Source organism: Salinicola socius (assembly GCF_001937195.1).
GTDB lineage: Bacteria > Pseudomonadota > Gammaproteobacteria > Pseudomonadales > Halomonadaceae > Salinicola > Salinicola socius.
On the sequence record NZ_MSDO01000003.1, the window covers coordinates 202,097 to 228,085 of the forward strand.

The following is a 25,989-nucleotide window of genomic DNA, read 5'->3' on the forward strand; positions in this document are numbered from 1 at the left end:
ACCGTTATAGCAGGGTTCGCCGCATCTCTCGCACCTAACCGGTATTACGCAGGCCGGCGGCGATACCCGCCATCGTTACCATCAGCGCTCGGGAAAGCTCCGGTGTGATGTGGCCGTCGGCATCGCGGTTACGCTGCAGCAGCTCGGCCTGAAGACCATGTAGCGGATCGATGTAGGGGTTGCGCACTTCGATCGCCTGGCGGATCAACGGCGTATTGTCGAGCAGCCGGCGCTGATCGAGTATCCGCAGCAGTACGGCTTCCAGATCCACGAGGCGCCGGCGCAGCGACTCGCCCAGTCGGGCCAGTGCCGGGTCCTCGACCAGCCGCTTTTCATAATAGGCGGCGATGAGCGGATCCGACTTGGCCAGCAGCATCTCGAGCATGTCCAGATAGGTGCCGAAAAATGGCCACTGTTCGCGCATCTCCCGTAGCCTGTCGAGCCCCCCTTGTTCCTCGAGCCGCTTCGAAAACGCCTCGCCGCTACCCAGCCAGGCCGGTAGCATCAGGCGTGTCTGGGTCCAGGCGAAGATCCAGGGAATGGCACGCAGCGTCTCGATGCCGCCCTCCTGACGCCGCTTGGCGGGACGTGACCCCAGCGGCAGCCGGCCCAGGGCGCCTTCAGGCGTCACCGCCCGGAAGTAAGGCACGAAGTCGGGATCCTCGCGCACGACGCCGACATAGGCACGATGGGCGATGTCGGCCAGGCGATCCATCTCCTCGCGCCATACGGGCCGTGGCGCGGGCGGCGGCAACAGCGTCGCTTCGAGCACTGCGCAGACATAGATCTCCATCGAGCGCAGCGCGATATCGGGCTGGCCGAACTTGAAGCGAATCATCTCGCCCTGCTCGGTCACTCGCAGGCTGCCGTTCACCGAGCCCGGCGGCTGCGACAGAATCGCGGCATGGGCCGGACCGCCACCACGCCCGACAGTCCCGCCGCGACCATGAAACAGCGTCAGTGATACGCCGCCCTCCCGGCACACGTCTACCAGCCGCTCCTGGGCACGATACTGGGCCCAGGCCGCCGCCAGCTGGCCGGCATCCTTGGCCGAATCCGAGTAGCCGATCATCACCTCCTGGTAGTCGCCGGCGACCTCTCGATACCCCGGCAGCGCCAGCAGACGTTCGATCACGTCACCGGCCCGATCCAGATCGTCCAATGTCTCGAACAGCGGGGCAATCGGCAGGCGCACGCCGTTGCCGGCTTCCTTCATCAGCAGCGCCACCGCCAGCACGTCGGAGGGTTGCTGGGCCATCGAAATGATGTAGGTCCCCAGCGCCTGACGATGCTCGCGACCGATCACGCCGAAGGTATCGAGGACTTCCCGGGTTTCGGCCGAGCACTCCCAACGAGGCGGAATCAGCGGTCGCGGCGACACCAGCTCCTCGAGCAGAAATGCCTGCCGCGCGGATTCGTCCCAGTCACGGTAGTGACTGCCGTCGGCGCCGACATCGAGGTATTGGGTCAGCTCCTCGAACACCTGCGCATGGCGGGCACCATCCTGGCGCACGTCGAGCTTGGCCAGATTGACCCCGAACACCGCCACGCGTCTAAGCGTGTCCAGCAGTACGCCGTTGGCAATGGTTTCCAGCCCCACGTCGCACAGCGAGCGGTAACAGGTGAGCAACGGTGCGAACAGCTGCTCGCGCGTCTCGATGATGGGATCATCGCCGGGCGGCTCTCCATCGAGTCGCGCTCGCGCCCATGCCCGAGTCGCCTCCAGCCGGGTCGACAACCGCTTGAGCAGCGCGCGATAGGGCTCTGCAGCCTGGCGGGACCCGGGTTCGGCGTCGTCTCCGACCTCGGCGCGCAGCGCATCGTTGGCCTTCCACATCGACAGCTCGGCCTTGAGCTGTTCCAGGTCGCGCAGATAGAGATCGGCGGCCATCCAGCGCCCCAGCAGCAGGACCTCTTCGGTGACGCGGGCCGTGACATTGGGATTGCCGTCCCGGTCGCCCCCCATCCACGAGGCGAACCGGATGGGCGACGCTTCCAGCGGCAGCCGCTCACCGGCCGTCTCCATCAGCAACGCATCCAGATCGCGGTGAAACGTCGGCACCGCCTCCCACAGCGAGTTTTCGATCACCGCGAAGCCCCACTTCGCTTCATCGACGGGCGTAGGTCGCTCGTGGCGGATCTCGTCGGTATGCCAGGACTGGGCGATGAGCTCCTCCAATCGGCCCTGGGCGCGCTGAAGCACTTCCGGATGACCGCCGCTGTCTTCGATGGTCCGCAGGCAGTCATCGATGACGTCGTATTTCTGAATCAAGGTGCGTCGAATGACTTCGGTGGGATGTGCCGTCAGTACCAGATCGACGCGCATGCCGGCGATGGCATCGACCAGTTGGCGCGAGGAGTGGCCCGACGCCGCCACGCGCTTGAGCAGTTCGCCCAGATCGGGTTGAGTGCCGGGCTTGTAATCTTCGACACGCCGAAAGCGTGCGCGATAGTGCTGCTCGGCAATGTTGGAGAAGTTGAGAAACTGGTTGAAGGCGCGGGTGACCGGTAGCAACTCCTGGTCGGGGAGCGCCCGCAGGTAATCGATCAGTTCCCTCCGATCCGCCTCCTCGGCGCTCTGGCGCCCTTGCTTGGCCAGGGCACGGATCGTTTCGATACGATCGACGAACTCGCTACCGAGATCCTTGGCGATAGTACGGCCGAGGCTATCGCCCAGCAGCCGGACGTTGTCTCGCAACGATTCGTGCAGCGACGTTTCCTGTTCTGGACTCATGGCATCCCTCCCTGAAATGGCTACACCAGGTCGCCGAATGGCGACCCCGGTCTGGGCAGACCAACATTACCCAAGTGACCGATCAAGGATTCAGCATAACGATCTGGAGGAAAGAGTCGACCGGCGGCAAAACGACATTAGTCGTAAATTTACGACACGATTCAGGAGCGTGAGGCTTTCTCTTCCTGCTTTGCCGCCTGCCAATGGCGCTCCATCTCATCGAGAGAGGCACGATCGGTCGCGGAGCCGCTTTCCGCGAGGGCGCGTTCGACGTAACGGAAGCGCCATTCGAACTTGGCGTTGGTTCCGCGCAGCTGCTGTTCCGGGTCACAACCCAGACGCCGCGCCAGATTGACGACAGCGAACAGCAGATCGCCGATTTCCTCCTGGGCGTGAGCCCGATCGCCTTCGGCCAGCGCCGATTCGACTTCCGCCAGCTCCTCGCGGATCTTGTCGATGACGCCGCGCTCGTCCGGCCAGTCGAAACCCTGACCGGCAGCACGCTTGCTCAACTTGGCGGCACGGCTCAGTGCCGGTAGCGCCGTTGGAATATCGTCCAGCGCCGAAGCGTCGGCGCCATCGGTTACGCGGGCTTCCCGCTCGTCGGCTTTCAACGCTTCCCAGCGGGTCTTGACCTGGCGCTCGGCCACCGCATCTTCGCCGCTACCGCGCCGGGAATGCAGCGTGCCGTCGGGGAACACATGCGGGTGACGTCGCAGCATCTTGGCCGTCAGCGTATGCACGACATCGTCGAAGTCGAAGCGCCCTTCCTCCCGGCCGAACTGGCTGTAGTAGACCACCTGAAACAGTAGATCGCCGAGTTCACCGGGCAGCTCATCGAAGGCGCGGCGCTCGATGGCATCGGCGACCTCGTACGCTTCCTCGAGGGTGTGGGGAACGATGGTGTCCCAGTGCTGCTTGATGTCCCACGGGCAGCCATGGTCGGGATTTCTGAGCACGGCCATCAGGGTCAGCAGGTCATCGAGGGAATGACGTCGCGAGTCCGGGCGTCGGAGGTCGGCAGGCGGCGCCATGGCGGTCTTGTTCTCGATACTCAAACCTTGATCCTCATTGTGGCCCGTGACCCTGCCCCGAGCCCTGCCTCAACCGCTTGACATCGATCACGTTGGGTAGCTGCTGGATACGCGAGAAGATGCGCTCCAGCGCCTCCAGACTCTCGATCTCCAGCGTGATCCGCATTCGCGCGATGTTGTCGAACTTGTCGGTCACCGTATTGACCGAGGTCACGTTGACGCGGTCGCTGGAGAGAACGTGGGTGACGTCGCGCAGCAGTCCGGAGCGATCCCAGGCTTCGATCTCGATATCCACCGGATACTGGGCTCGCTCTTTTTGACCCCACTCGACGTCGACGATCCGCCGCGGCTCCTCGCTGCGCAACTGCAACACGTTCGAGCAATCCTGGCGATGAATGGTGACACCGCGACCCTGGGTAATATAGCCAATGATCTGGTCTCCCGGCACCGGGTGGCAGCAGTTGGCCATCGCGGTCTTGAGATTGCCGACCCCGAGCACGGTGATTCCGTCGCTGGCCTCCTTGCCCTGATGTCGCCGGGGCTTCGTCAGCAGGCGGTCGAGCTGGTCCTGATCATCGCTCTCGCCGAACAGCTGCTGGGCCTGATGCAGTACCTGGCCGATGCGCAGATCGCCCGCACCGATCGCGGCGTACATGTCCTCGACGGCGGTGTAGTTGACCGCGCCGGCCAGACGCGCGAGATCGACACCATCGATGTCGAGTCGGCGAAACTCGCGATCGAAGATCGCCTTGCCCTCGTCGAGATTCTGCTCACGCGCCTGCAGCTTGAACCAGGCCTGAATCTTGGAGCGCGCACGCGACGTGCGTACATAGCCCAGATTGGGGTTGAGCCAGTCGCGGCTCGGCGCACTCTTGGTGGCGGTGAGAATCTCGACCTGTTGGCCCGTCTTGAGCCGATAGGTCAGCGGCACGATCCGACCGTCCACCTTGGCGCCGCGGCAGCGGTGACCAATTTCGGTATGTACGCGGTAGGCGAAATCGATCGGGGTGGCGATCTGCGGCATGTCGATGACGTGACCGTCAGGCGTGAACACGTAGATCCGATCCGGCGCCACGTCGCTCGCCAGCCCCTCCCGGAAATCGCCGACGTCGCCGACTTCCTCCTGCCACTCGAGTACCTGGCGCAGCCACGCGATCTTCTCTTCGTAACCCCGGCTCTTGGCGTCGGTGTCCATGCCCTTGTAACGCCAGTGCGCGCACACCCCGAGCTCCGCCTCCTCGTGCATGGCGAAAGTGCGCACCTGAATCTCGAGCACCTTGTTCTCGGGACCGATGACCGCCGTGTGCAGCGACTGATAGCCGTTCTTCTTGGGGTTGGCGATATAGTCGTCGAATTCGTTGGGCACATGGTGCCAGCGCGAGTGCACCACCCCGAGGGTGGTGTAGCAGTCGGCGATCTCGGGCACCAGAATGCGAACCGCCCGCACGTCGTAGACCTGGGAAAAATCGATGCGCTTGCGCTGCATCTTTCGCCAGATCGAATAGATATGCTTGGCCCTGCCATCGACCTGATAGCGCAGGATGCCCTGGCGCTCCAGCAGCGTCTCCAGAGTCTCCACCACCTCATGAATATAACGATCACGGGCGAGTCGCTTTTCCGCCAGCTGCTTGGCGATCGACTTGTACTCGGTTTCGTGCAGATAGCGGAAAGCCAGATCCTCGAGTTCCCACTTGATCTGACCAATGCCCAGCCGGTGCGCCAGCGGGGCGTAGATGTCGAAGACCTCACGCGCCACACGCAACCGCTTTTCACGCGATGCATCCTTGACCTGGCGCAGCATGCACGTCCGTTCGGCGATCTTGATCAGCGCAATACGCACGTCGTCGACCATGGTCACCAGCATCTTGCGCAGGTTGTCCTGCTGGTTGTGCTGTGACAGACCGTGCTTGGGCGCCTGAAGCTGGCTGATAGCGGCCATGCTGAGCACGCCGTCGATCAGCTTGGCAACCTCGTCACCCATCTGCTTGGCGACGCTTTCCAGGCTCAGCAGGCCGCGGCGGACGCTACGATAGAGTATCGCGGCCTCCAGTGTCTGTTGATCGAGCTTGAGCTGACTGAGAATGTCGGCCATCTCCAGACCGGTCAGCAACGTCTGATCGGGAAGCGCCTCGATGCCGTGCGCGTCTCGCTCGCTGGCTCGCAGCGCCAGACGGCATGCCTGCAGAATGCGCTCGGGTGCTCGCAACTCGACTTCCTGCTGCAACCGATGCAACCACAACTCCAGATCGACGCTGCCGTCATCGACCAGCGGCTCACTCTCTCGCACCTTTACCATGCTAGCGCTTGCCTCCCGGGACCGGACTGTCGAGATCACTTTGCTGTCGCCGCAGCCGCTCGCGATCTGCCGATCGCGCTGACCGTTCGAGACGTTCCGGTCGCTGGAACAGCGCCAGCGACTCCAGATGGGCGGTATGCGGAAACATGTCGGCCATCGCCAGATGCGACAGCACAAAGCCGCCAGCCAGCAGATGTGCCGCGTCCCGTGCCAGCGATGCCGGATCGCAGGAGACATAGGCGACCTGGGCGACTTCGCTCTGCGCCAGGCGGCGGCAAAGCGCATCGGCGCCCTCTCGCGGCGGATCCAGCAACACCGTATCGTGAGAGTCGATCAGGCCTTCGATCGCTATGCCCGGATCGTTGAGATCAGCCTGCAGGGCCGATACGCTCAGACCGTTATGATCGGCATTGTCGCGCAGCCGCTCGACCATCTCATTGCTACCTTCGACAGCGGTGACACTGGCAACGTCATCGGCCAGGGCCAGCGAAAAATTGCCAATGCCTGCGAACAGATCGAGCAGCCGCTCGCTGCCGTGCGGTGCCAGCCACGCTCGAAGGGTGTCGATCAGGCGCTGATTGATCTCGGCGTTGACCTGAAGAAAATCGCCCGGCGCCAGCCCAAGCGACAGCTGGCGCCGGCCACCGTCGACGGCGGTGACCAGCCGCGGCTGATCGCTCAGCCAGACCAGATCCGTCGACTCTCTTCCCCGGCGTAGCGCGCAAGCCAGTCGTTCCCGCCCGGCGAATGCTCGCCAGCGCTGCGCGTCTTCAGGCACGTCGCGCAGCTGCCGAACGACCACGGTGACGACGTCGGCATCGGTCAGCAGCAGTTCGAGATGCCCGACGTGACGGGGCGCCTCGAGCGATTCGAGCTGGGCTCGCAATCTCGGCAACAGCGACGCCAGCGGCGGCGCCAGCACGTGACAACTGTCGATATCGACCAGCTGCTCGCTACCCCGCGCCCGAAATCCAAGATGGACGTGGCCTTTCGCGTCACATTTGACGCCAAGCCTGGCGCGGCGCCGATAGCCGGCCGAATCGCCGACCAGCATCGGTACGTCATCGGGCGCCTCGATGGACTGGCGCTTGAGCAAATCGACCAGCACCTGCCGCTTGTGCTCACGCTGGCCGTCGACATGCAGATGCTGCAGATCGCAGCCGCCGCAACGGGTGGCATGGGCGCACGGCGGTTCGACACGGCTCTCGGCATCGCTGAGGCGCCGGCGAATGTGCGCTTCGTCGTAGCGCTTGCGTTGGCGATGTATCGCGACCTCGACCCGCTCGCCCGGCAGCGCGGCATCGACGAATACCGTCTTGCCCTCGACGTCTCGTGCCACACCGCGGCCGTCATGCGCCAGCCGTTCGACGATCAGTGAACCGTCATCGCTTTTCGCCGCCGGCTTGACCGACTGGCGTTCACGCCGGATTGCCGGTGCGCGTCTCTTTCCCAGCATCGCCATGATCAGGTTTCCGGCGCGTAGAGGCCGGTGGAGAGATAGCGATCGCCGCGATCGCAGACGATGAACACGATGACCGCATTGTCGACCTGCTCGGCGACCCTGAGCGCGCCCGCCAGCGCACCGCCAGAGGAGACACCGGCGAGAATCCCCTCTTCCCGCGCCAACCGGCGCATGTGCTCCTCGGCTTCCTGCTGGCCGATGTCCAGCACGCTGTCGACTCGCTGCGGTTCGAAAATGTCGGGTAGATAGGCCTCGGGCCAGCGCCGGATACCGGCGATACTCGCGCCGTCCGCCGGCTGCAGACCGACGATCCGAATCGAAGGATTGCGCTCCTTGAGATAGCGCGACGTCCCCATGATGGTACCCGTGGTGCCCATCGCACTGACGAAATGGGTGATACGCCCTGCGGTCTGTTCCCACAGTTCAGGGCCGGTGGTGCGATAGTGGGCCAACGGATTGTCGGGATTGGCAAACTGGTTCAGCGGCTTGCCCTCGCCTCGCGCGATCATCTCGTCGGCCAGGTCTCTCGCGCCCTCCATGCCGGCCTCCTTGCTGACGCCGATCAGCTTGGCGCCATAAGCCGCCATCGCCTGCTTGCGCTCGCTCGAGGCATTGTCCGGCATGATCAGGACCATCTTGTACCCCATGACCGCCGCGGCCATGGCCAGCGCGATGCCGGTATTGCCGGAGGTCGCCTCGATCAGCGTGTCGCCCGGCGAGATATCGCCACGGGTTTCGGCTTCGCGAAGCATGGACAGTGCGGGACGATCCTTGACCGAGCCCGCCGGGTTGTTACCCTCCAGCTTGGCCAGAATCGTGTTGTCGCGTCCGGCGTTGATGCGGGCGAGTCTGACCAGCGGCGTGTTGCCGACGGTCTGCGCAAGCGTGGGAAATGCCATAAAGAAGTTCCTGAAGCCAGAGCCTGTACGATTTCGACCTGAACCATCGACCCACTCGGTATCGACCCAATGGCATCGACGAAAGTGGCAACGACGAAATGGCCGGCCGGAAACCGGTAAGTGGAATGCCGATAGTATATCGAAGCCGGCGGGGGACATGACAGCCATCATCCACGTCGGAACCCGACTTCTGCATCGATATTGCTGCCCGGTCATCACGAGGAGACACGTTTTTACGACATTGTCGACTCCCGTTACGTCCAGGACTACGGTTTCGTAGGCTTTCGCCGATAGAATCCCATGTGAACGTACAGGGCTTCGGATATTCATGGCTTCACGCTGGCTGATCATTCTTTCTCTACTGCTTTCTGCCCTGTTGCTCGGCCTCGTCGGGTGGCACAGCTGGGCGTGGCAGCATGCCAACGATCAGATGCTGTCGCGACGGCTGCAGAGCATCAACCGTGTCTTCACGCCCTCGCTGGCCGAGGCGGCGCAGGACGAGGACATGGCCCGGGTGCACAAGCTGCTGTTCCGACTGACCGGCGATCCCGCCATCCTCAATGCGACACTGCGCGACGAGAGCGGCAACGTTCGAGACTTCACCGGCTCGGTCCCTCCGCCGGCGGATCTGGCGATACTGCCGACGACGCTCACGACCTGGAGTCATGATGGGATCCAGCGCTGGATACAGCCTCTGGAGCCATTCGTCAGCGTCGAATCGCCCCATCGCTACTGGCTGGACCTGAGCCTTGACCCCATGCGCGCCGCTGCCGCTCCGGAGCATCCTTTCAATCGATGGACGCCGCTGCTGGCGCTACTGCTACTGTTTCCGGCCGTACGGGTCTGGCGACGTTCACGGCAAGTGGAGAACGCGGCAAGGCGACAGGATGAATCCGGGGCCCAGGCGTTGCCTCGCCCGGCCCCTTCGACGCCAGCGCAGACGCCGAATCATCTCAACGGCGATCTGGCCTACGTCAGCCATGAGCTGCGCGCGCCGCTGTCCGGCGTACTGGGATTCTGTCGTCTGCTGGAGAACAGCCCTCTCGACGCTCGCCAGCGCGAGTGGCTTCGCCATATCCACCTGGCCTCCAACGGGCTGCTGGATACCGTCGACCAGGTCCTGGGAGATACCCGCCGCTGTCGGGCGGACAACGTGTTCGACGTTGCCGAGGTCCTCTGGGAGGTTCTGTGTCTGCAGACGCCGCTGGCGCAATCGCGCCACATGACCTTGCTGGCCATCGTCTACGACGATGTTCCGCCCCGCCTCGTTGGCGCCGACATTGGCATCCGCCAGTTGCTGACCAATCTGATCAGCAATGCCATCAAGTACGGAGCCGAGGGCGATGTCGTCATTCGTGTCGTTCTCGAGAGCCGAGAAGGCAGCGCCGTTCGATTACGCCTGAGCGTCAGCGACGGCGGCGGCATCGACCCCATCCACCGTGAGCGGCTAAAGCGGGCGATAGAACGAGGACGGGACGGCGCAGTCGATGCAGAGGCTGGCGTGGGAATCGCTATCTGCCATCGCCTGGTAGCAGAGATGAATGGGTATCTGGCACTCGCGACACGCGCAGACCGATATCTGACGGTCGTTGCCAACATTGGCCTGGAGGCGTGTGAACCTTACGTTCGCCCGGCGGAATTCGACCTGGAAGGTGCCGAGATCGAGCTTTGGCAACCCCATGGTCGGCTCGCCCAGTTGCTGGATTACGCGCTCAAGCGATGGCAGGCCCGCCCGAAATCATTGACCGACCCCGCTTCATTGACGGCTCCGAGTGACTCGATTCAGTTATCGATCATTGGCATCGACGAGACGGCGCTCGCGCCCGAGACGCATCGCATCTGGCAACAGCGCTTCGACGCCATGACCAGGCCTTGTCTGCTGATCGCCAACATCCCGCCGACTCTCCCGCTCAGTTGGCGGCTGCCACGAGGCAGTGTCGTCCTGAGATTGCCGATATCGCGCTACAGCCTGGGGCGAACCCTGGCCAAGATGCTTGCCGAGTGCCGTCAACATGAAGCTTCCTCTCGCTTTCGCGTGCTGGTCGTGGACGATGACCCAGTCTCTCGGCACTACCTCGATGCGGTTCTTCCCCTGATCGGCGCGGAAGTGGTGTTAGCGGGTACCGCTGCCGAAGCCATTGCCGTCGCTTCGGAGCACGCCATCGACCTGGTGCTGATGGACCTGCATCTGCCCGACGCCAGCGGCTTCGACGCGACCCGACGCCTGCGTCGGCTGAATCGGGAATGGGCGCATAAACCCATCATTGCCATCACCGCCGAGCCGGAGGCAAACGCCAGACACCGGCTCGCCGATGGCGGTATCAACGAGATGCTGACCAAACCGCTGGACGAACAGCGACTGAGAGACGTGCTGGCGCGCTATCTGCCAGCGACGGCGCCCGAGGCCTCTGCGCTCCAATCGCCTGCCGAGCCGACACCGCCTGGCGTCGCGTCCTCCGAATCGACGGCTGTCGAGACAGCTCCGTCCGAGACGATCTCGCCCGAAAAGTCGTCCGAAACCGTGTCGTTCGAAACCGTGCCGATCGAGCGCGCAACCTTGATTTCGACACGCTCCGGCCCGGCGACCGCGGGGGGCTCATCCACGGGTCGGACGCCCTCGCCCATGAGCGCCGATCCGCGCAAGCAGCCATCGCTGCATGCCGGCGATCTGCCGGTCGTCGACAAGGCTCGGGCTGGCCGGATCAGTGGCGACCGCGACGCCCTCGCCGAGGAGATGATGGGATTGCTGATTGCTGACCTGCCACGATATCGACACGAATTGAACATGGCGTGGCGAGACGGTGACGTCGGGCAGCTGGGGGAGATCGCGCATCAACTCGGCGGCGGCTGTCGTTACTGTGGCGCCATCCAGCTTGCGGCTGCCTGCGCAAGGATGGAGAGCCGATGTCGCCGTCACTCGCTGGACGAGTGCGGCGAAGCGTTTCATGAATTGATGGCCGCCTGCGACCGTCTCGCTATCTGGGCCGATGACCAGACGATCACCGATACCCGCTGAGAGACTTAACCGGCGTCGCGATCATGATGATGGTCGTGCTCGTGTTCGTGCTCGTGCTCGAAGGATTCGATCTGGGCAACGAGGCCCGACTCCTGTCCGGCGACCATCAGCCGCTTCATTTCCGCCACGGCCTCCTTGAGGCCGACGAAAAGCGCCCGCGCGATGACGGCGTGGCCAATATTGAGCTCATGGATGCCGGGAATCGCGGCAACCGCCTCGACGTTGTGATAGTTCAGGCCGTGACCCGCGTTGACCACCAGCCCCAGTTCGTCGGCAAACTCCGCCGCGGCGGCCAATCGTTCGTATTCGAGCCGCCGGCTCTCGCCCGTGGTTTCCGCGTAGGCACCGGTATGCAGTTCGACCAGCGGCGCGCCGGCTTCGAATGCCGCCTGGATCTGCGCCGGTTCGGGGTCGATGAACAGCGAAACCCGGCAACCCGCCGCCTTGAGTCGCGCACAGGCGTCAGCGATGACGTAACGGCTGGCAGTGACATCGAGCCCCCCTTCGGTGGTCAACTCCTCACGCTTTTCCGGCACCAGACAGACGTCGGCGGGCTTGAGCCGCTCGGCCAGCGCCACCATCTCCTCGGTGACCGCCATCTCCAGATTCATGCGCGTGTTGAGCACGGCGGCGATCAGTTCGACGTCGCGCTCCTGGATATGGCGCCGGTCTTCGCGCAGATGCAGCGTGATGCCATCGGCGCCGGCTTCCTCCGCCAGCAGGGCTGCCTGGACGGGGTCCGGGTAACGCGTGCCGCGCGCCTGCCGCAGGGTCGCGACATGGTCGATATTGACCCCCAACTGAATGCGGGTAGCGATCATCGGTTCGATCTCCTTGATGTAGTGAGCTTGACGAAGAATCTGCGATAACGGGAGCGCGACTCCGGCGTCTCAGGCATTGCCCTGACGGCGGCGCTGCCCGAGCCGTTGCATCAACTCTCGAGAACGCAACGGCTGATGACCGATCAGTGGTGCCAGGGCGGCCCGCGTCAATGCCTTGCTCAGGCCGGCGAGACCAGGCGCTTCCCAGTCGCCCCGCGCCAGCAGCTTGAGGCTGCGGCCATCCCAGCCTGGCTGCTGTGCAGCAATAGGCATGAATCTGCGACTGCCCGCAAGATAGGTGTAACGGGTGGCGGGGTCGAGCGGACTATCGTTGATGTCGAGAAACACCGGATCGGCATCCAGCGTCTCCAACAGCGTGATCTCGAGGCGTCTCAGGCTGATCGCGCGCTCGGCGGGCCGGGTCAACCGCTCGATCGCCCAGGCGTAGATGGCGAACACGTCAGCTGCCGGCAGCCCCACCGGCAGCGTGCGCGTCAACAGCTCGTTGGCGTAGAGACCGCAGAGCAGGCCCTCGCCGGCCAGCAGTACTGCACTCTGCGTCGTTTCCATCATGCGCAGGCGCTTGAGATCGCCATCTCCGATCCAGGTCAGGTGCAGGGGCGCGAAAGGCTGCAGCTTGGCGCGGGACTTGCTTCCCGCTCGCTGCACACCCTGGGCCACCGCGCGCACGTGGCCGTGCTCCAGCGTGATGACATCGACCAGCGCGCTGGTTTCCCGGTAGGGTCGCTTGTGCAGGAGGTAGGCCGGCTGGGGCGTCATTGCCAAATCTCATCCGTCAGGAAAGCGCAGGCGGTTCCAGCGCGAAGCCGATCGTCAGGCCGGGCTCGGTCCGGAGCCAGCCAAGGTTCGGCCTGATCCAGATCCAGGTCTTTCTAGTCCAGGTTATAGCCGAGACTCTTGAGCGCACGGTCGTCGTCCGACCAGCCGCGCTTGACCTTGACCCACAGGTTGAGCATGACCTTGGCATCGAACGCCCGCTCCATCTCCTGCCGGGCCTCGATGCCGATCTTCTTGATCCGTTCGCCCTTGTCGCCGATCAGAATTTTCTTCTGTCCATGGCGCTCGACCAGCATCAGCGCGCTGATATGAATGACCTTGCCTTCATCGCGGAACTCCTCGATCTCGACGGTCATCTGATAGGGAAGTTCGTCGCCCAATTGGCGCATGACTTTCTCGCGCACCAGCTCGGCCGCCAGAAAGCGTTGACTCTTGTTGGTGATCTGATCATCGGGGAAGTAGTGCACGCCCTCGGGCAACCGCTTGGCGACTTCGCCTTCCAGCTCCGGCACGTTGATTCCGTCCTTGGCCGAGAGCGGGAGAATCGCGGCAAAGTCACGTCTCGCGGAGAGCGATTCGAGCCACGGCAGCAGCGTGGTCTTGTCCTCTAGCCAGTCGACCTTGTTGACCGCCAGAATCACCGGCGCTTCGACATGAGTGAGCTTGTCGAGTACGACCTGATCCTCGTCGGTCCAGCGTGTGCGATCGACCATGAATACCACGCAGTCGACATCGCGCAGCGCCTGCGAGGCGGCCTGATTCATGAATCGGTTGATCGCCTTGTTGCGATCGCGGGTCTGCAGATGAATACCGGGCGTATCGACGTAGATGAACTGCGCCTCACCCACCGTCTTGATACCCATCACCTGATGACGGGTCGTCTGCGGACGCCGCGAGGTGATGGAGATCTTCTGTCCCAGGATACGGTTCATCAACGTCGATTTACCCACGTTGGGACGCCCGACGATAGCGACGAAACCACAGCTCTGTGTCATTGGCGCTTGCCCTTCGAGGGTTCGAGTTGAGTCAACGCAAGCTCCGCGGCCTGCTGTTCGGCGATTCGACGGCTGGCGCCCTCGCCCAGCGTCGGCGACTCGCCGAGCATCGAAACGTGACACTCGACGCTGAAGGTCTGGGCATGAGCCTCGCCTTCCACCGAGATCACTTCATAACGCGGCAGTGCCTGCTGACGCGACTGCAGGAATTCCTGCAGCCGCGTCTTGGGGTCCTTCTGGGTGTTGTGCAGATCGATCGCTTCCAGACGCGTTCCGAACCAGGCCAGCACGCGACTGCGTGCCACGTCCATGCCGGCGTCGAGATAGATCGCGCCGATTACCCCTTCGAGCGCGTCGGCGAGAATCGAGTCGCGTCGATGGCCGCCGCTTTTCATCTCGCCGGACCCCAGCCGCAGGCACTCGCCCAGATCGAATTCACGCGCCACCACGGCCAGCGTCTGCCCCTTGACCAGGCCGGCCCGCAAACGGGACAGCTGCCCTTCCCGCGCGGCCGGAAAGCGCTTGAACAGCGCCTCGCCGATCACGAAATTGACGATCGAATCGCCCAGAAACTCGAGCCGTTCGTTATTGGCGCCGCCGACACTGCGGTGCGTCAGCGCCAGTTCCAGCAGCGCCGGGTCACGAAAGTCGTGGCCAATACGGCGGCTGAAGCCTTGCAGAGGATCACTCACGTCATTCCCATTAAGTCGTTATCTTTGAAACGAGATCATCATGAAGCAAAGATTGGTCGTCTTCGAAGCAAAACGGGCGCGGGATAGCCCGTCGCCCACTGTGCGAGTTGCGTGTCCAACCGCCTTTCCGCGAACTGGCCGACACGGCCCGAAAGGCGCGTTCGGCGGCAGACCAACCGGGATTCTCCGGTTATATGAGAATCAGTTTATCTGGCGTACCGTGCTGAAGCTAGGTAAACCGCCATCCCAATGCATCCATACCGCGAACGCCTTGCCGACGATGTTCTTTTCGGGTACGAAGCCCCAGTAGCGGCTATCGTTGGAGTGGTCGCGGTTGTCACCCATCATGAAATACTCATGATCGGGGACGACGATTTCCCGCATCTGCGGCCCGGGACTCTGAGGATTGTTGAAGATGCTGTGATCGACGTCGCCCAGATGTTCCTGGAACAGCTCTTCGCCCGGGGCTTCCGCCGGATCGGGATCGATCATCGATTTGGATACCGGCTCGCCGTTGACGTAGAGCTGCTTGTTTTGGTAGCGAATGCGATCGCCCGGCAGACCGATGACGCGCTTGATGAAATTGACCGATGGATCCTGCGGGAATCGGAAGACCATGACGTCACCCCGTTCGGGCTCGCCAATATCCGCAATCTCGGTATTGATGACCGGTAGCCGCAGCCCGTAACTGAACTTGTTGACCAGGATGAAATCGCCGATCTCGAGCGTCGGTCGCATCGAGCCGGAAGGAATCTGGAACGGCTCGATAACGAAACTGCGCAGAATCAGCACGATCAGCAGCACGGGGAAAAAGGAGCGAGCATAGTCGACCGGCCAGGGATCCTTGTGGACCGTCGACGTTTCACTCCCTTGCGTCTCGGCAGCGGCCTGCTGGCGTTGGCGACGCGAGCGGCGCCAGAACAGGCTATCCAGCAACCAGACCACGCCCGTGATGGCGACAGCCAACACCAGTAACAACGAAAAATCCATGCGGTGTTTTCCTACTCGTTCATTTTGAGAACGGCAAGGAACGCATCCTGGGGTATTTCGACACGACCCACCTGCTTCATGCGTTTCTTGCCGGCTTTCTGCTTCTCCAGCAATTTCTTCTTGCGCGAGGTGTCGCCGCCGTAGCATTTGGCCGTCACGTTCTTGCGCAACGCCTTGACCGTTGACCTTGCCACCACATGGCCGCCGATCGTGGCCTGAACCGCCACATCGAACATCTGACGCGGGATCAGCTCTTTCATCTTGTCGACCAGAATTCGACCGCGGGAATGTGCGTGATCCCGGTGAATGATCAACGCCAGCGCATCGACGCGTTCACCGTTGATCAGAATATCCAGGCGCACCAGCTTGGCCGCCTCGAATCGCTCGAAGCTGTAGTCGAGCGATGCATACCCCTTGGAGATCGACTTGAGCCGGTCGAAGAAGTCCATGACGACTTCGGCCATCGGCAGTTCGTAGACGAGCTGCATCTGGCTACCCAGCACCTGCATGTCGAGCTGGACACCGCGACGGTTGACGCACTCGGAGATGACGTTACCCACATATTCCTGCGGCACCAGAATACTGGCACGCACGATCGGTTCGCGCATCTCCGACACGTTGGCCATGTCGGGCAGCTTCGACGGGTTGGAGATGGTGACCAGCTCGCCGTTGTCCATCAACAGCTCATAGTTGACCGTGGGCGCCGTGGTCAGCATGTCGATGTCGTATTCGCGTTCCAGCCGCTCCTGGACGATCTCCATGTGCAGCGTGCCGAGGAAGCCGACCCGGAAGCCGAACCCGAGCGCATCGGAGTTCTCCGGCACATAGTCCAGCGAGGCATCGTTGAGCGCCAGCTTCTCGAGCGCGTCACGGAAGTCTTCGTAATCGTCGGAGCTGACCGGGAACATGCCGGCATAGACCTGCGGCTTCACCTTCTTGAAACCGGGCAGGCGCGCTACGTCCTTGGTCTTGGTGTGGGTAATGGTGTCGCCCACCGGCGCGCCCTGGATGTCCTTGATCCCGGCGATGACGAAGCCCACTTCGCCGGCCCGCAGAATGCCCGTGGAATTCTGCTTGGGCGTGAAGTAGCCGATATCGGTCACATCCCAATCGCGACCGGTGGACTTCATCCGGATCTTGTCACCTTTCTTCAGCGTGCCGTCGAACAGCCGCACCAGCGAAACCACACCCTGATAGTTGTCGAACCAGGAATCGATGATCAACGCCTGAAGATTGCCTTCGCGGTCGCCTTGCGGGGGCGGGATGTCACGCACCAGGCGCTCGAGCAGAAGATCGATGTTGAGACCGCTCTTGGCCGATACGCGTATTGCATCGTGCGCGTCGAGGCCAATGATCTCCTCGATCTCGTGCGCCACCTTATCGGGGTCGGCCTGGGGCAGATCCATCTTGTTGAGAACCGGCAGGACCTCGAGGTTCTGTTCGATGGCGGTGTAGCAGTTGGCAACCGACTGCGCTTCGACGCCCTGAGCGGCATCTACTACCAGCAGTGCGCCCTCGCAGGCGTATAGCGAGCGCGAGACCTCGTAAGAGAAGTCGACGTGTCCCGGCGTATCGATGAAGTTGAGCTGGTAGGTGTGACCATCCTGAGCTTGGTAGTCGAGCGTCACCGACTGCGCCTTGATGGTAATGCCACGCTCGCGCTCGAGATCCATGGAGTCGAGCACCTGCTCCTTGAGCTCGCGTTCGGTCAAGCCGCCACAGAACTGGATGATGCGGTCGGCGAGGGTCGACTTGCCATGATCGATGTGGGCGATGATCGAGAAGTTACGGATGAACTTCAGTTGCTCGTTACTTGCAGCGTCTGCCATTGAAACCTTACCGGTAATTTGTACGCGCGCGGTCCGCACGAAGTGGTGTGGTCAAGTCGCGCGGTTGATTACGAATTTGGCGCATTGTACCGACATGGCCGAGGCAAGGACAGCAACAACCGGAACGCCCGCAGCCCCGCTTTTGCGGGGCTGCGTGACGAGCCTGGACTTACGCTATCCGTATCCGTCCGACGCGACTCATTTGTCCGACTTCAGGCGCAGCGCCACGAACAGCGAGTTGCCTTCGCGGACGATACGCACCGGAATGGCGCGGTCATCATCGGCCTTCTTGACGGCATCGATCAGCTGATCGGCGCTATCGACCGGCTTCTGATCGAAGCTGACGATCACATCTCCCGGCTGAATGCCTGCCGCTGCCGCTGCTCCGCGCGGATCGACGCGGCGTACCAGCGCCCCCTTGTCGAGATCCAGCTGCTGCTTTTCCTGTTCGTTGAGATCACTGATCGCGATCCCCAGCTGGGTCTGGTCGCCGGAGGACTTGCTGGACGGCGATCCATCGGCAGCCGTATCTTCCGGCCAATCTCCCACGGTCACGTCGATCTGGCGCTTGTCGCCGTCACGCAGGACCTGCAGCTCGACCTTGTCCCCCGGTGCCACCTGACCGATCAGTCGCGGCAGCGCAGTGGAGTCATCGATAGCGGAGCCGCCGGCGCTCAGAATGACATCGCCTGCCTTCAGGCCGGCCTTCTGGGCGGGGCTGTCGTCGCTGACATCGGAGACCAGCGCGCCGTTGGTACCGTCGAGTCCGAACGATTCGGCAAGATCCTTGGAGACCGGCTGGATCACCACGCCCAGCCAGCCGCGACTCACATGCCCTTCGGTGCGCAGCTGATCGGCCACATTCATGGCAACGCTGATCGGCACCGCGAACGACAGACCCATGAAGCCGCCGCTGCGCGTATAGATCTGCGAGTTGATGCCCACGACCTCGCCGTCGAGGTTGAACAACGGACCGCCGGAGTTACCCGGATTGATGGCGACGTCGGTCTGGATGAACGGCACATAGGTTTCACTGGGCAGCGTGCGGTTGATTGCGCTGACGATACCAGCCGTTACCGAGTGATCGAAGCCGAAGGGAGAGCCGATGGCAGCCACCCACTCACCGGCTTCGAGACTGTCGGAGTCACCGATCTTGAGCGTAGGCAGATCGTTGGCGTCGACCTTGAGCAGAGCCACGTCGGTCCGGGCATCGGAGCCCACCAGCTTGGCTGGCAGTTCCCGTCGATCGTTGAGCCTTACCATGATCTCGTCGGCATCCTTGACCACATGGGCATTGGTCAGAATGTAGCCGTCCTTGCGAATGACGAAGCCGGAGCCCAGCGACTTGCGCTCCTCATCGCCCTGACCCAGGGGTCCGCCAGGCATCGGCGGCATCTGGTCACCGAAAAAGCGTCGAAATATCTCAGGGATATCCTGCTGGCCGTACATGCCATCAGAGGCACTCACGGTGCTGGTCGTGGAAATATTGACCACGCCGGGCGCAGCCTGTTTGACCAGCTGCGTGAAATCAGGAAGATCGCGAGCCTGCGCTGCCTGGGCGGAAACTAAAGTGACGACCATCAATAGCCAGGGAGCGAACCATCTTGTCATGCGTTCCATTAAACACTCCTCCACCGGATGAAGACTCTTGCGAGTCACACGTTGAGCAACCGACGAACGCAAGAGATAAAACGGCAAAGACAAACCTTGCGCCGTCGAGTCATCGCCGCCTCCATACAGGAAGCGGCGACCACATTCATTGATGCGTAAATACGGAGAGAGTTCAACGGGATGTAAAGTTTCTTTGCACGGAAGGCGGAGGCCATGGCAGATCACCAAGGTGGAAACAGGCACATCAGGATCCGCCCGCAGACTCCGTCGACCCGGAATCGCTTTGACTCCCCACGGCCTCGCTGGCGGATTCTGCATCGGGGCTATCGTCGCCTTCGCTTGCGCGCCACGTTACCCGAGTCGCGATGCGGGCCAGCACCTCGGCAGGTGCCTCTCCCAGCACCAGTATCTGCATCGGACGCCCCTCATGATTGACATGACGAACCGCCGCATAGGAGATGCCAAGCCGGTGCAAACCGGGCAGCAAGGCGCGCCGGTCCGTAGTAATGGGCTCGACGAACAAGCTGATGCTGGTCAGGCCATCGCTGTAGAGCTGATGCTCGACGCGAGCGCTCCGACCCGGACTGTCGGGAGGAACAGGCTGCCTGGTGAATCCGGCGGGCAGCCATTGCGCCTGCCACGGCGAGTTCCCGGGAGGCTGACCGGGTCCCAGGCTGAGTGTATCGGTGTAAGGCGTGGGGTCCTGCAGATCGGTAATCTGGAAGGTTTCGAGAATCTGGCCGTCGACCCCGATCATTTCGCGTTTCAGCGGCAACAACGTCTCGCGATCCAGCCAGAGACGGTAGCCGTACCGGAGGCCATCCTGAGGCTCGATGTCCAGGCGCCAGGCAGGCCGCCCGGCAATGCGTTCGAGCTCCACCGGCTGAAGTTCGTAGTGCTGGGCGATCTGGCGAGTCAACACGCCAGGCGCGACGCCCGCGGTAAAACCCAGCGAGCCTTTCACAGCCTTGTCGACGCTCCCCCGCTTCTCGATGGAAACAGGTGGACCATCCAGAAATTTCGCCGACTCGGTCTCGATACCCTGTTCCACGCGATGCGTCAGCGCCACGGTTCTGACACCATCGAAACTGATCCGCACTGCCCGCGCGCTGAAGTTATAACAGTGACTGGCCCAGAGACTGCGCAAGAACAGCGCCTCGGGCGCGACATCGTCGTCGGCCGAGCCAGCCAGGTCCCGACAATCGAAGGTTTCCGGAGCCGCTGGCTGCTCGGACGACGACTGAGCTAGAGCGGCGCCGGGCAGCGCCAGCAGGGAAAGCACCGCGACACGACACGCCCATGGATGGCACCGAAACATCAACGAGCTTCCGTGGCTCCAGCGCCGTCGATCTGCGCGGAGAGCGAGCCCGGCGTGCGAAGCAATGGCATCCAGTTGTCACCGGTGCTGTAGGCGGCACCGGCCGAGTGACGTTCGAGATAGGACTGCAGCGTCTGCGCCTGTTCTCTGTCGACGCTGGGCGACTGACGTGTGCTAGGCGACATGAACATGGGCTGCATCACCTGCTCGCCGACAGTCATCAGACCGTTACCGCCGCCACCGCTCAGGCCGCCACTACCGAAGCTTCCTCCGCCCAGCGTGTAGGGTAGCCCGCTGGAGACCGGTGCCTGCATGGAAGCCTGCATTGCGCCGCCCTGACCGGCGCCGACATCGTCGGAAGCCAGCGTGGCCTGCGCGCCTTCGCTACCCGAAGATACCCCGCTACTCGCCGCCACGTCGGATGCAGTGGTGGTGCCACCGAAGCGGCCGTTGTAAACCTGGACGCCGGTGATCACCATGAGCGACACGGCCGCCGCCATGGCAGCCCCACCCATCATGGAGAACGAATGGCGCCTGGTCGGCTCACTGGCGGATTCCCGCACGGGATGCGGTTCATCCGCCAGAGCTGCCATCACGCCACCGGAGATATCGATGTCGACGATCGCATCCCGCTCGCGCCGCATCATGCTGCGCGCCAGATGATATCGACGCCAGACATCGGAATCAGGCGACGGCGCGCTCATGGTCTTCAGCACTCGTCTCAGATCGAACTCGTCGGCTTCGTTATCCATCAAGGCGGAAAACGATTCATGTACCTGCTTCATAGTCACACCCTCACACTCGCCTTTCGGCTTGCCACGTGTTGAATGACGGCGACACTCAGGGCGACACCTGGAAGCGCATCGACTCACTTGTCGAAAACCGCATGCGCTGACCCAACACCTGCGTCACCGGCCCATCGTCGTCTGTCGCGTCACCAGGCGACGACGTCTTGGCTATCACCTGCCCCACTATGACGACAGAAATCGGCGACAGTTCATTTTCGATTCATCTTTCGCGATTCGATCGTGTCTCGGCTTCTAAAGATGGCTCGGGATCGACTGCCGGGACCATCAGGCGTCATTGACCGCATCGCGCTTGCCATGTTCCAGCAGCGGTTCGATATGCTTGTCGACCGCCTCCCGAGCGCGAAAGATCCGCGATCGAACGGTGCCCACCGGGCACTCCATGATCGTGGCAATATCTTCGTAGGAAAGACCGTCGAACTCGCGCAGCGTGATCGCGGTACGCAGATCATCCGGCAACTGCTCGATCGCCTTGAACACGGCTGCCTCGAGCTGATCGCGGGCGATTGCCGCTTCCGGAGATTCGATATCCGACAGTCGCCCGCTCTGATCGACGAGCTCTGCATCGCTGATGTCCAGATCGCTGCCCGGCGGACGACGACCCCGCGAAACCAGATAATTCTTCGCGGTATTGATGGCGATGCGATACATCCAGGTATAGAACGCGCTTTCGGCGCGGAAACTCCCCAGCGCCCGGTACGCCTTGATGAAGGCTTCCTGAGCCACGTCCTGCACTTCGGAGTGATCCTGAACGTAACGGCTTATCAGGCCGAGGATCTTGTGCTGATACTTCTTTACCAGAAGATCAAAAGCTCGGGTATCCCCTTTCTGCGCGCGTTCGACGAGTTGCTGATCGGTCTCTCGGACACCCATTCAACGCCTCCCCGAACGACTGGGCACCGGCAGTTGCAGAACCGAAAACGGCGGAACAACAGAGTGATGACAATGATGATGACTAGGAGACAATACGCTCATGATCCAACCTGGAGCCTCTAAGGCTCACGATTCAATGACAGGCGTGCAACTTATAACAGAAACGATGGATTAGCACGCGAAGCCGGCCCAGTGTTGACGTTTTGCCCCGCCCCATCAAGTTGCCGACTCGGCAACTCGACGCCTACACCCAAGGCGAAACGGGTTCGGAAAGTTGATTTTTATACCCCGCAACCTCCATAGTACGCGCTCCACGCGCAGTCACCATCAGAGTCAACGGGCCCCAGCATGTCGGAACAGCAGGTCAACAATCTCAACGTTCTTTCCCAGGATGTCCTGATTACCCCGGAAGCGTTGAAGCAGAACATTCCGCTCACGGAATCCGCCGAGCGCACTGTCATCGAAGGGCGCCAGACCATCCAGCGCATTCTCGATCGTGAAGATCCTCGTCTGCTGGTGGTCATCGGTCCGTGTTCGATTCACGATCCGGATGCCGCTCGCGACTACGCCAGACGTCTTCGCAAGCTTGCCGACGCCGTCAGCGACAGCCTCTATATCGTGATGCGCGTCTACTTCGAGAAGCCTCGCACGACCATCGGCTGGAAAGGATTGATCAACGATCCACACCTGAACGATTCATTCGAGATCGAAGAAGGCCTGCACATCGCTCGCCGGCTGCTGGTGGATCTTGCCGAGATCGGTCTGCCGCTGGCCACAGAGGCGCTGGATCCGATCTCGCCGCAGTACCTGCAGGACTGCATCAGCTGGTCTGCCGTGGGGGCCCGGACCACCGAATCCCAGACCCACCGTGAAATGGCCTCGGGCCTCTCCGGCCCGGTTGGATTCAAGAACGGTACCGACGGCAGCCTCGACGTGGCAGTCAACGCGTTGCAGTCGGTGGCCAGCCCGCACAATTTTCTGGGGATCGACCAGGCCGGCCAGGTGGCGGTCATCCGCACGCGGGGCAACGCCTACGGTCACGTGGTGCTGCGCGGTGGCAATGGCAAGCCCAACTACGACAGCGTCAGCGTCACGCTGGCCGAACAGGAACTGCACAAGGCAGGCCTCAAAGCCAACCTGATGGTCGACTGTTCGCACGCCAACTCCAACAAGGATCCGGCACTACAGCCGCTGGTCATGGAGAACGTGACCCACCAGATTCTCGATGGCAATCGCTCGATCATCGGCCTGATGATCGAGTCGAACATCGGCTGGGGCAGTCAGAAAATCCCCGAGGATCGTAGCCAGCTCGAATATGGCGTCTCGATCACCGACGCCTGCATCGACTGGCCGACCACCGAGCGCGCACTCATGGAGATGGATGTACAACTGAAAACTCCGCTCCTGTCGCGCCAGCAGTCCGCCGACTGATTCGAAATCGACTGTCCCCGACACGGTCAGGCTTCAAACAGGACGCCCGGCGCTGGGTTAACAGCGCCGGGCGTCTTCATGTGGAGCGTCAGCGGCTTTTTGAGCCCGTACGGTCGAGTGGGCGATGTTCTGCAAACGAAGGTTTAGCAAAGGCCAAAGTTCTGCAAAGTGAGGTTTGGCGAAGGCCGAGGTTTGGCAACAGCTGAGGCTGGCAACGGCTGAGCAAAGGCTAAGGCTTGGCCGGCTCGCCCGATTCCACGCCCTCGATCTGGCGTCGAAACGGCGGCAATGCATCCAGCAATGCCTTGCCATAACGCCGGGTCAGGACACGTCGGTCCAGCAGCGAGATACGACCGCTGTCGTTCTCCTTGCGGATCAGCCGCCCGCACGCCTGCACCAGCTTGATCGATGCATCCGGCACCGAAATGCGCATGAACGGGTTGCCGCCCTGGCTCTCGATCCACTCGGCGAGCGTCGCCCCGACGGGGTCGTCCGGCACCGAGAACGGCAGTCGGGTAATCACCACATGGGTCAGGTAGCGGCCGGGAAGATCGATGCCTTCGGCAAAACTCGCCAACCCGAAAATCAAGCTGCCGCTGTCGGCATCGACCGCCTTGCGGTGGCGCTCCAGCAACTCGCGCTTGGGCAAGCGGTCCTGGGAAAGCAGACGCGACGCCCATGGCTCCGGCAAGGCATCCGCCACGCTACGCAACTGCTTGCGTGAAGAGAACAGCACCAACACCGCTTCGTCGTCATCGAGCCCTTCGATGAACTGGACGATCGAGCGGTCGTGAGCCATGGCGTCCCCCGGCTCGACCGCCTCGCGCGGCACGCTGAGAATGGCGCGGGAATAATCGAACGGGCTCGGCAGGCGCTGATAGCGATAGCGATTGGCCAGCCCCGCCCGCTCCTGCAACCGTTCGAAGCGGTTGAGCGCGGTCAGCGTCGCCGACGTCACCACCGCCCCGTAGCAGCTGCCCCAGAGATGCCGGGCCAGCGTTTCCGCCGCCGATACCGGGCTCGCCGAGAACGTCAGCTCCGGCTCGCCGCCGAAACTCTGGAACGTCAGCCAGCGCGCCTGGGGGGCCTGCCCTGCCGGGTCAGGCTTGGCCATGGCCGTCCACAGCGAGTGCGCCTCCAGCGCGCGACCGTGCAGTAATGCCGTCAACGGCAGCCACGGCTCGGCCTGCTCACGCGGCAGCCCGGTCGACTTGTCCGGGTCGAGACTCTCGCGGAGGATATCGCTCATTGTCTCGAGATCCCGTGACAGCTCCGCAAAGGGTATGACCAGCTGCTGAGCAAGCTCGATCAGCGATTGCGGGGCACGGCCGCTGGGGAAGCGAAAGTGCTGTGTTTCGTCGCCAGCGCCGGTTTCGAGCCCGGCAATCTGGTGGCCCATGGCATAGGCATCGCCCAGCCTGGGTTCCAGCGCCACGATTCGCTCGGGAAAGGTCGCCAGCAGTCGGGCCAGCGTCGGCTGAGCGCCCAGCGCAGTATTCAATTCGGTCAACGACTTCTTCAGCGTACGCAACCAGCGCAGCGTGGCGTTGATTCCAAAGCGATGGTAGAAGTGATCCAGCGCCTTGTCCGGCAGATGGTGCCCTTCATCGAAGACGTAGATGCAGTCCTTGGGCGACGGCAGGATCATTCCCCCGCCCAGCGCGAGATCCGCCAGCACCAGATCATGATTGGCGACGATGATGTCGGCCTGATCGAGATGTCGGCGCGAACGAAAATAGGCGCAGGCGCCGAAATGGCCGCAACGGCGGTTGGTGCACTGACGATGATCCACCGTCAGCCGCCGCCAGTCCCGGTCGTCGATAGCCACCGGCCAGCTGTCCCGATCCCCTTCCCAGTTACCGGAAGCGTAGGTATCGGCCATCTCCTGGATCAACTGCGGAAAGTCGCCGCCCGCATCGGTGGCGATGGTCTGCTCGAACAGCGACAGCGTCGGGTTGGGCTCGGCGCCTTCCAGCGCCTGATCCAGCTTGGCCACGCAGAGGTAACGCCCCCGCCCCTTGGCCAGCGCGTAGTCGAAGTCGAGCCCGCTGTGGGCCTTCAGCATGGGCAGGTCCTGATTCAGCACCTGCTCCTGCAGAGCCACCGTGGCGGTGGCGACGACCAGCCGCTTGCCGCGGGCCTTGGCCACCGGCAAGGCCGCCAGTAGATAGGCGAGCGTCTTGCCAGTGCCAGTGCCCGCCTCGAGCACGCACACGTGCTCGTTGGAGGTTCTCTTGCCCTGGTCATCCTGCTCGATCGACGCCAGCGTGCGCGCGATCTCCGCGATCATCAGACGCTGGCCGTAACGCGGCGTGAGCTCCAGCCCTTCGAGCACGCGCCGGTAAGCCTCTTGAATCTCCTGCTTGAGGGGTGCGTCGAGCATG

18 protein-coding genes are annotated in these 25,989 nt (G+C 62.6%); 2 read left to right on the forward strand and 16 right to left on the reverse strand.

Going from position 1 to position 25,989, the window contains the following annotated elements; genetic code table 11:
* Positions 1-34: 34 nt before the first annotated feature.
* From ppc to cysM, 5 genes are all read right to left on the reverse strand, one after another.
* Entirely contained in the window at positions 35-2,734 is a 2,700-nt protein-coding gene (gene ppc, locus BTW07_RS03880) for a phosphoenolpyruvate carboxylase (protein ID WP_075568840.1), read from the reverse strand.
* 161 nt (positions 2,735-2,895) lie between these two features.
* Complete coding sequence (gene mazG / locus BTW07_RS03885) at positions 2,896-3,768, reverse strand: nucleoside triphosphate pyrophosphohydrolase (protein WP_075568902.1); 873 nt, start codon at positions 3,766-3,768, stop codon at positions 2,896-2,898.
* Between the two features lie 34 nt (positions 3,769-3,802).
* Complete coding sequence (gene relA, locus BTW07_RS03890) at positions 3,803-6,064, reverse strand: GTP diphosphokinase (RefSeq protein WP_075568841.1); 2,262 nt, start codon at positions 6,062-6,064, stop codon at positions 3,803-3,805.
* A gap of 1 nt (position 6,065) precedes the next feature.
* Positions 6,066-7,526, reverse strand: a complete 1,461-nt coding sequence (gene rlmD, locus BTW07_RS03895) for a 23S rRNA (uracil(1939)-C(5))-methyltransferase RlmD (RefSeq protein ID WP_075568842.1) — start codon at positions 7,524-7,526, stop codon at positions 6,066-6,068.
* Positions 7,527-7,528: 2 nt separating this feature from the next.
* Positions 7,529-8,425: a cysteine synthase CysM gene (gene cysM, locus BTW07_RS03900; protein ID WP_075568843.1), complete on the reverse strand. Its 897-nt coding sequence runs from the start codon at positions 8,423-8,425 to the stop codon at positions 7,529-7,531.
* Between the two features lie 328 nt (positions 8,426-8,753).
* Between cysM and BTW07_RS03905 the strand changes: the two genes are divergently transcribed.
* On the forward strand, positions 8,754-11,441 hold the full coding sequence (locus tag BTW07_RS03905; protein ID WP_075568844.1) for a response regulator: 2,688 nt from the start codon (positions 8,754-8,756) through the stop codon (positions 11,439-11,441).
* Positions 11,442-11,446: 5 nt separating this feature from the next.
* Here the strand turns inward: BTW07_RS03905 and pdxJ are convergent, their stop codons facing one another.
* From pdxJ to rpoE, 10 genes are all read right to left on the reverse strand, one after another.
* A complete protein-coding gene (gene pdxJ, locus BTW07_RS03910; protein ID WP_075568845.1) occupies positions 11,447-12,262 on the reverse strand; it encodes a pyridoxine 5'-phosphate synthase in 816 nt (271 codons plus the stop codon).
* 69 nt (positions 12,263-12,331) lie between these two features.
* Complete coding sequence (gene recO / locus BTW07_RS03915; RefSeq protein ID WP_075568846.1) at positions 12,332-13,042, reverse strand: DNA repair protein RecO; 711 nt, start codon at positions 13,040-13,042, stop codon at positions 12,332-12,334.
* A 113-nt stretch (positions 13,043-13,155) separates the two neighbouring features.
* Positions 13,156-14,055, reverse strand: a complete 900-nt coding sequence (gene era / locus BTW07_RS03920) for a GTPase Era (RefSeq protein WP_075568847.1) — start codon at positions 14,053-14,055, stop codon at positions 13,156-13,158.
* The gene (gene rnc / locus BTW07_RS03925) at positions 14,052-14,735 is read right to left on the reverse strand and encodes a ribonuclease III (RefSeq protein WP_425272020.1); all 684 of its coding nucleotides are present in this window, start codon (positions 14,733-14,735) and stop codon (positions 14,052-14,054) included. The genes era and rnc overlap by 4 nt, the downstream gene beginning before the upstream one ends.
* Before the next feature lie 213 nt (positions 14,736-14,948).
* Entirely contained in the window at positions 14,949-15,737 is a 789-nt protein-coding gene (gene lepB, locus BTW07_RS03930; protein ID WP_075568849.1) for a signal peptidase I, read from the reverse strand.
* An 11-nt stretch (positions 15,738-15,748) separates the two neighbouring features.
* The gene (lepA, locus tag BTW07_RS03935) at positions 15,749-17,566 is read right to left on the reverse strand and encodes a translation elongation factor 4 (protein WP_075568850.1); all 1,818 of its coding nucleotides are present in this window, start codon (positions 17,564-17,566) and stop codon (positions 15,749-15,751) included.
* Positions 17,567-17,764: 198 nt separating this feature from the next.
* A complete protein-coding gene (locus BTW07_RS03940; protein ID WP_075568851.1) occupies positions 17,765-19,186 on the reverse strand; it encodes a DegQ family serine endoprotease in 1,422 nt (473 codons plus the stop codon).
* Between the two features lie 235 nt (positions 19,187-19,421).
* Positions 19,422-20,495 (reverse strand): MucB/RseB C-terminal domain-containing protein, encoded by a 1,074-nt coding sequence (locus tag BTW07_RS03945; protein ID WP_075568852.1) that lies wholly within the window; start codon positions 20,493-20,495, stop codon positions 19,422-19,424.
* Complete coding sequence (locus BTW07_RS03950) at positions 20,495-21,280, reverse strand: sigma-E factor negative regulatory protein (RefSeq protein ID WP_075568853.1); 786 nt, start codon at positions 21,278-21,280, stop codon at positions 20,495-20,497. The genes BTW07_RS03945 and BTW07_RS03950 overlap by 1 nt, the downstream gene beginning before the upstream one ends.
* A gap of 288 nt (positions 21,281-21,568) precedes the next feature.
* On the reverse strand, positions 21,569-22,174 hold the full coding sequence (rpoE, locus tag BTW07_RS03955) for an RNA polymerase sigma factor RpoE (protein ID WP_075568854.1): 606 nt from the start codon (positions 22,172-22,174) through the stop codon (positions 21,569-21,571).
* 348 nt (positions 22,175-22,522) lie between these two features.
* On the opposite strand from rpoE, the gene BTW07_RS03960 reads away from it, so the two are divergent.
* Positions 22,523-23,605 carry a 3-deoxy-7-phosphoheptulonate synthase gene (locus tag BTW07_RS03960; protein WP_075568855.1) on the forward strand — a complete coding sequence of 361 codons (1,083 nt, stop codon included), beginning with the start codon at positions 22,523-22,525 and terminating at the stop codon, positions 23,603-23,605.
* Positions 23,606-23,834: 229 nt separating this feature from the next.
* Here the strand turns inward: BTW07_RS03960 and dinG are convergent, their stop codons facing one another.
* On the reverse strand, positions 23,835-25,988 hold the full coding sequence (gene dinG, locus BTW07_RS03965) for an ATP-dependent DNA helicase DinG (protein WP_075568856.1): 2,154 nt from the start codon (positions 25,986-25,988) through the stop codon (positions 23,835-23,837).
* Position 25,989: the final 1 nt, after the last annotated feature.

Coding starts and splice junctions, on each gene's coding strand:
- rpoE (WP_075568854.1), bottom strand. CDS start 22,174: ATGGGTGTCCGAGAGACCGATCAGCAACTCGTCGAACGCGCGCAGAAA.
- BTW07_RS03960 (WP_075568855.1), top strand. CDS start 22,523: ATGTCGGAACAGCAGGTCAACAATCTCAACGTTCTTTCCCAGGATGTC.
- dinG (WP_075568856.1), bottom strand. CDS start 25,988: ATGCTCGACGCACCCCTCAAGCAGGAGATTCAAGAGGCTTACCGGCGC.
- pdxJ (WP_075568845.1), bottom strand. CDS start 12,262: ATGATCGCTACCCGCATTCAGTTGGGGGTCAATATCGACCATGTCGCG.
- lepB (WP_075568849.1), bottom strand. CDS start 15,737: ATGGATTTTTCGTTGTTACTGGTGTTGGCTGTCGCCATCACGGGCGTG.
- BTW07_RS03940 (WP_075568851.1), bottom strand. CDS start 19,186: ATGGAACGCATGACAAGATGGTTCGCTCCCTGGCTATTGATGGTCGTC.
- lepA (WP_075568850.1), bottom strand. CDS start 17,566: ATGGCAGACGCTGCAAGTAACGAGCAACTGAAGTTCATCCGTAACTTC.
- recO (WP_075568846.1), bottom strand. CDS start 13,042: ATGACGCCCCAGCCGGCCTACCTCCTGCACAAGCGACCCTACCGGGAA.
- BTW07_RS03905 (WP_075568844.1), top strand. CDS start 8,754: ATGGCTTCACGCTGGCTGATCATTCTTTCTCTACTGCTTTCTGCCCTG.
- mazG (WP_075568902.1), bottom strand. CDS start 3,768: ATGGCGCCGCCTGCCGACCTCCGACGCCCGGACTCGCGACGTCATTCC.
- relA (WP_075568841.1), bottom strand. CDS start 6,064: ATGGTAAAGGTGCGAGAGAGTGAGCCGCTGGTCGATGACGGCAGCGTC.
- cysM (WP_075568843.1), bottom strand. CDS start 8,425: ATGGCATTTCCCACGCTTGCGCAGACCGTCGGCAACACGCCGCTGGTC.
- BTW07_RS03945 (WP_075568852.1), bottom strand. CDS start 20,495: ATGTTTCGGTGCCATCCATGGGCGTGTCGTGTCGCGGTGCTTTCCCTG.
- ppc (WP_075568840.1), bottom strand. CDS start 2,734: ATGAGTCCAGAACAGGAAACGTCGCTGCACGAATCGTTGCGAGACAAC.
- BTW07_RS03950 (WP_075568853.1), bottom strand. CDS start 21,280: ATGAAGCAGGTACATGAATCGTTTTCCGCCTTGATGGATAACGAAGCC.
- rlmD (WP_075568842.1), bottom strand. CDS start 7,526: ATGGCGATGCTGGGAAAGAGACGCGCACCGGCAATCCGGCGTGAACGC.
- era (WP_075568847.1), bottom strand. CDS start 14,055: ATGACACAGAGCTGTGGTTTCGTCGCTATCGTCGGGCGTCCCAACGTG.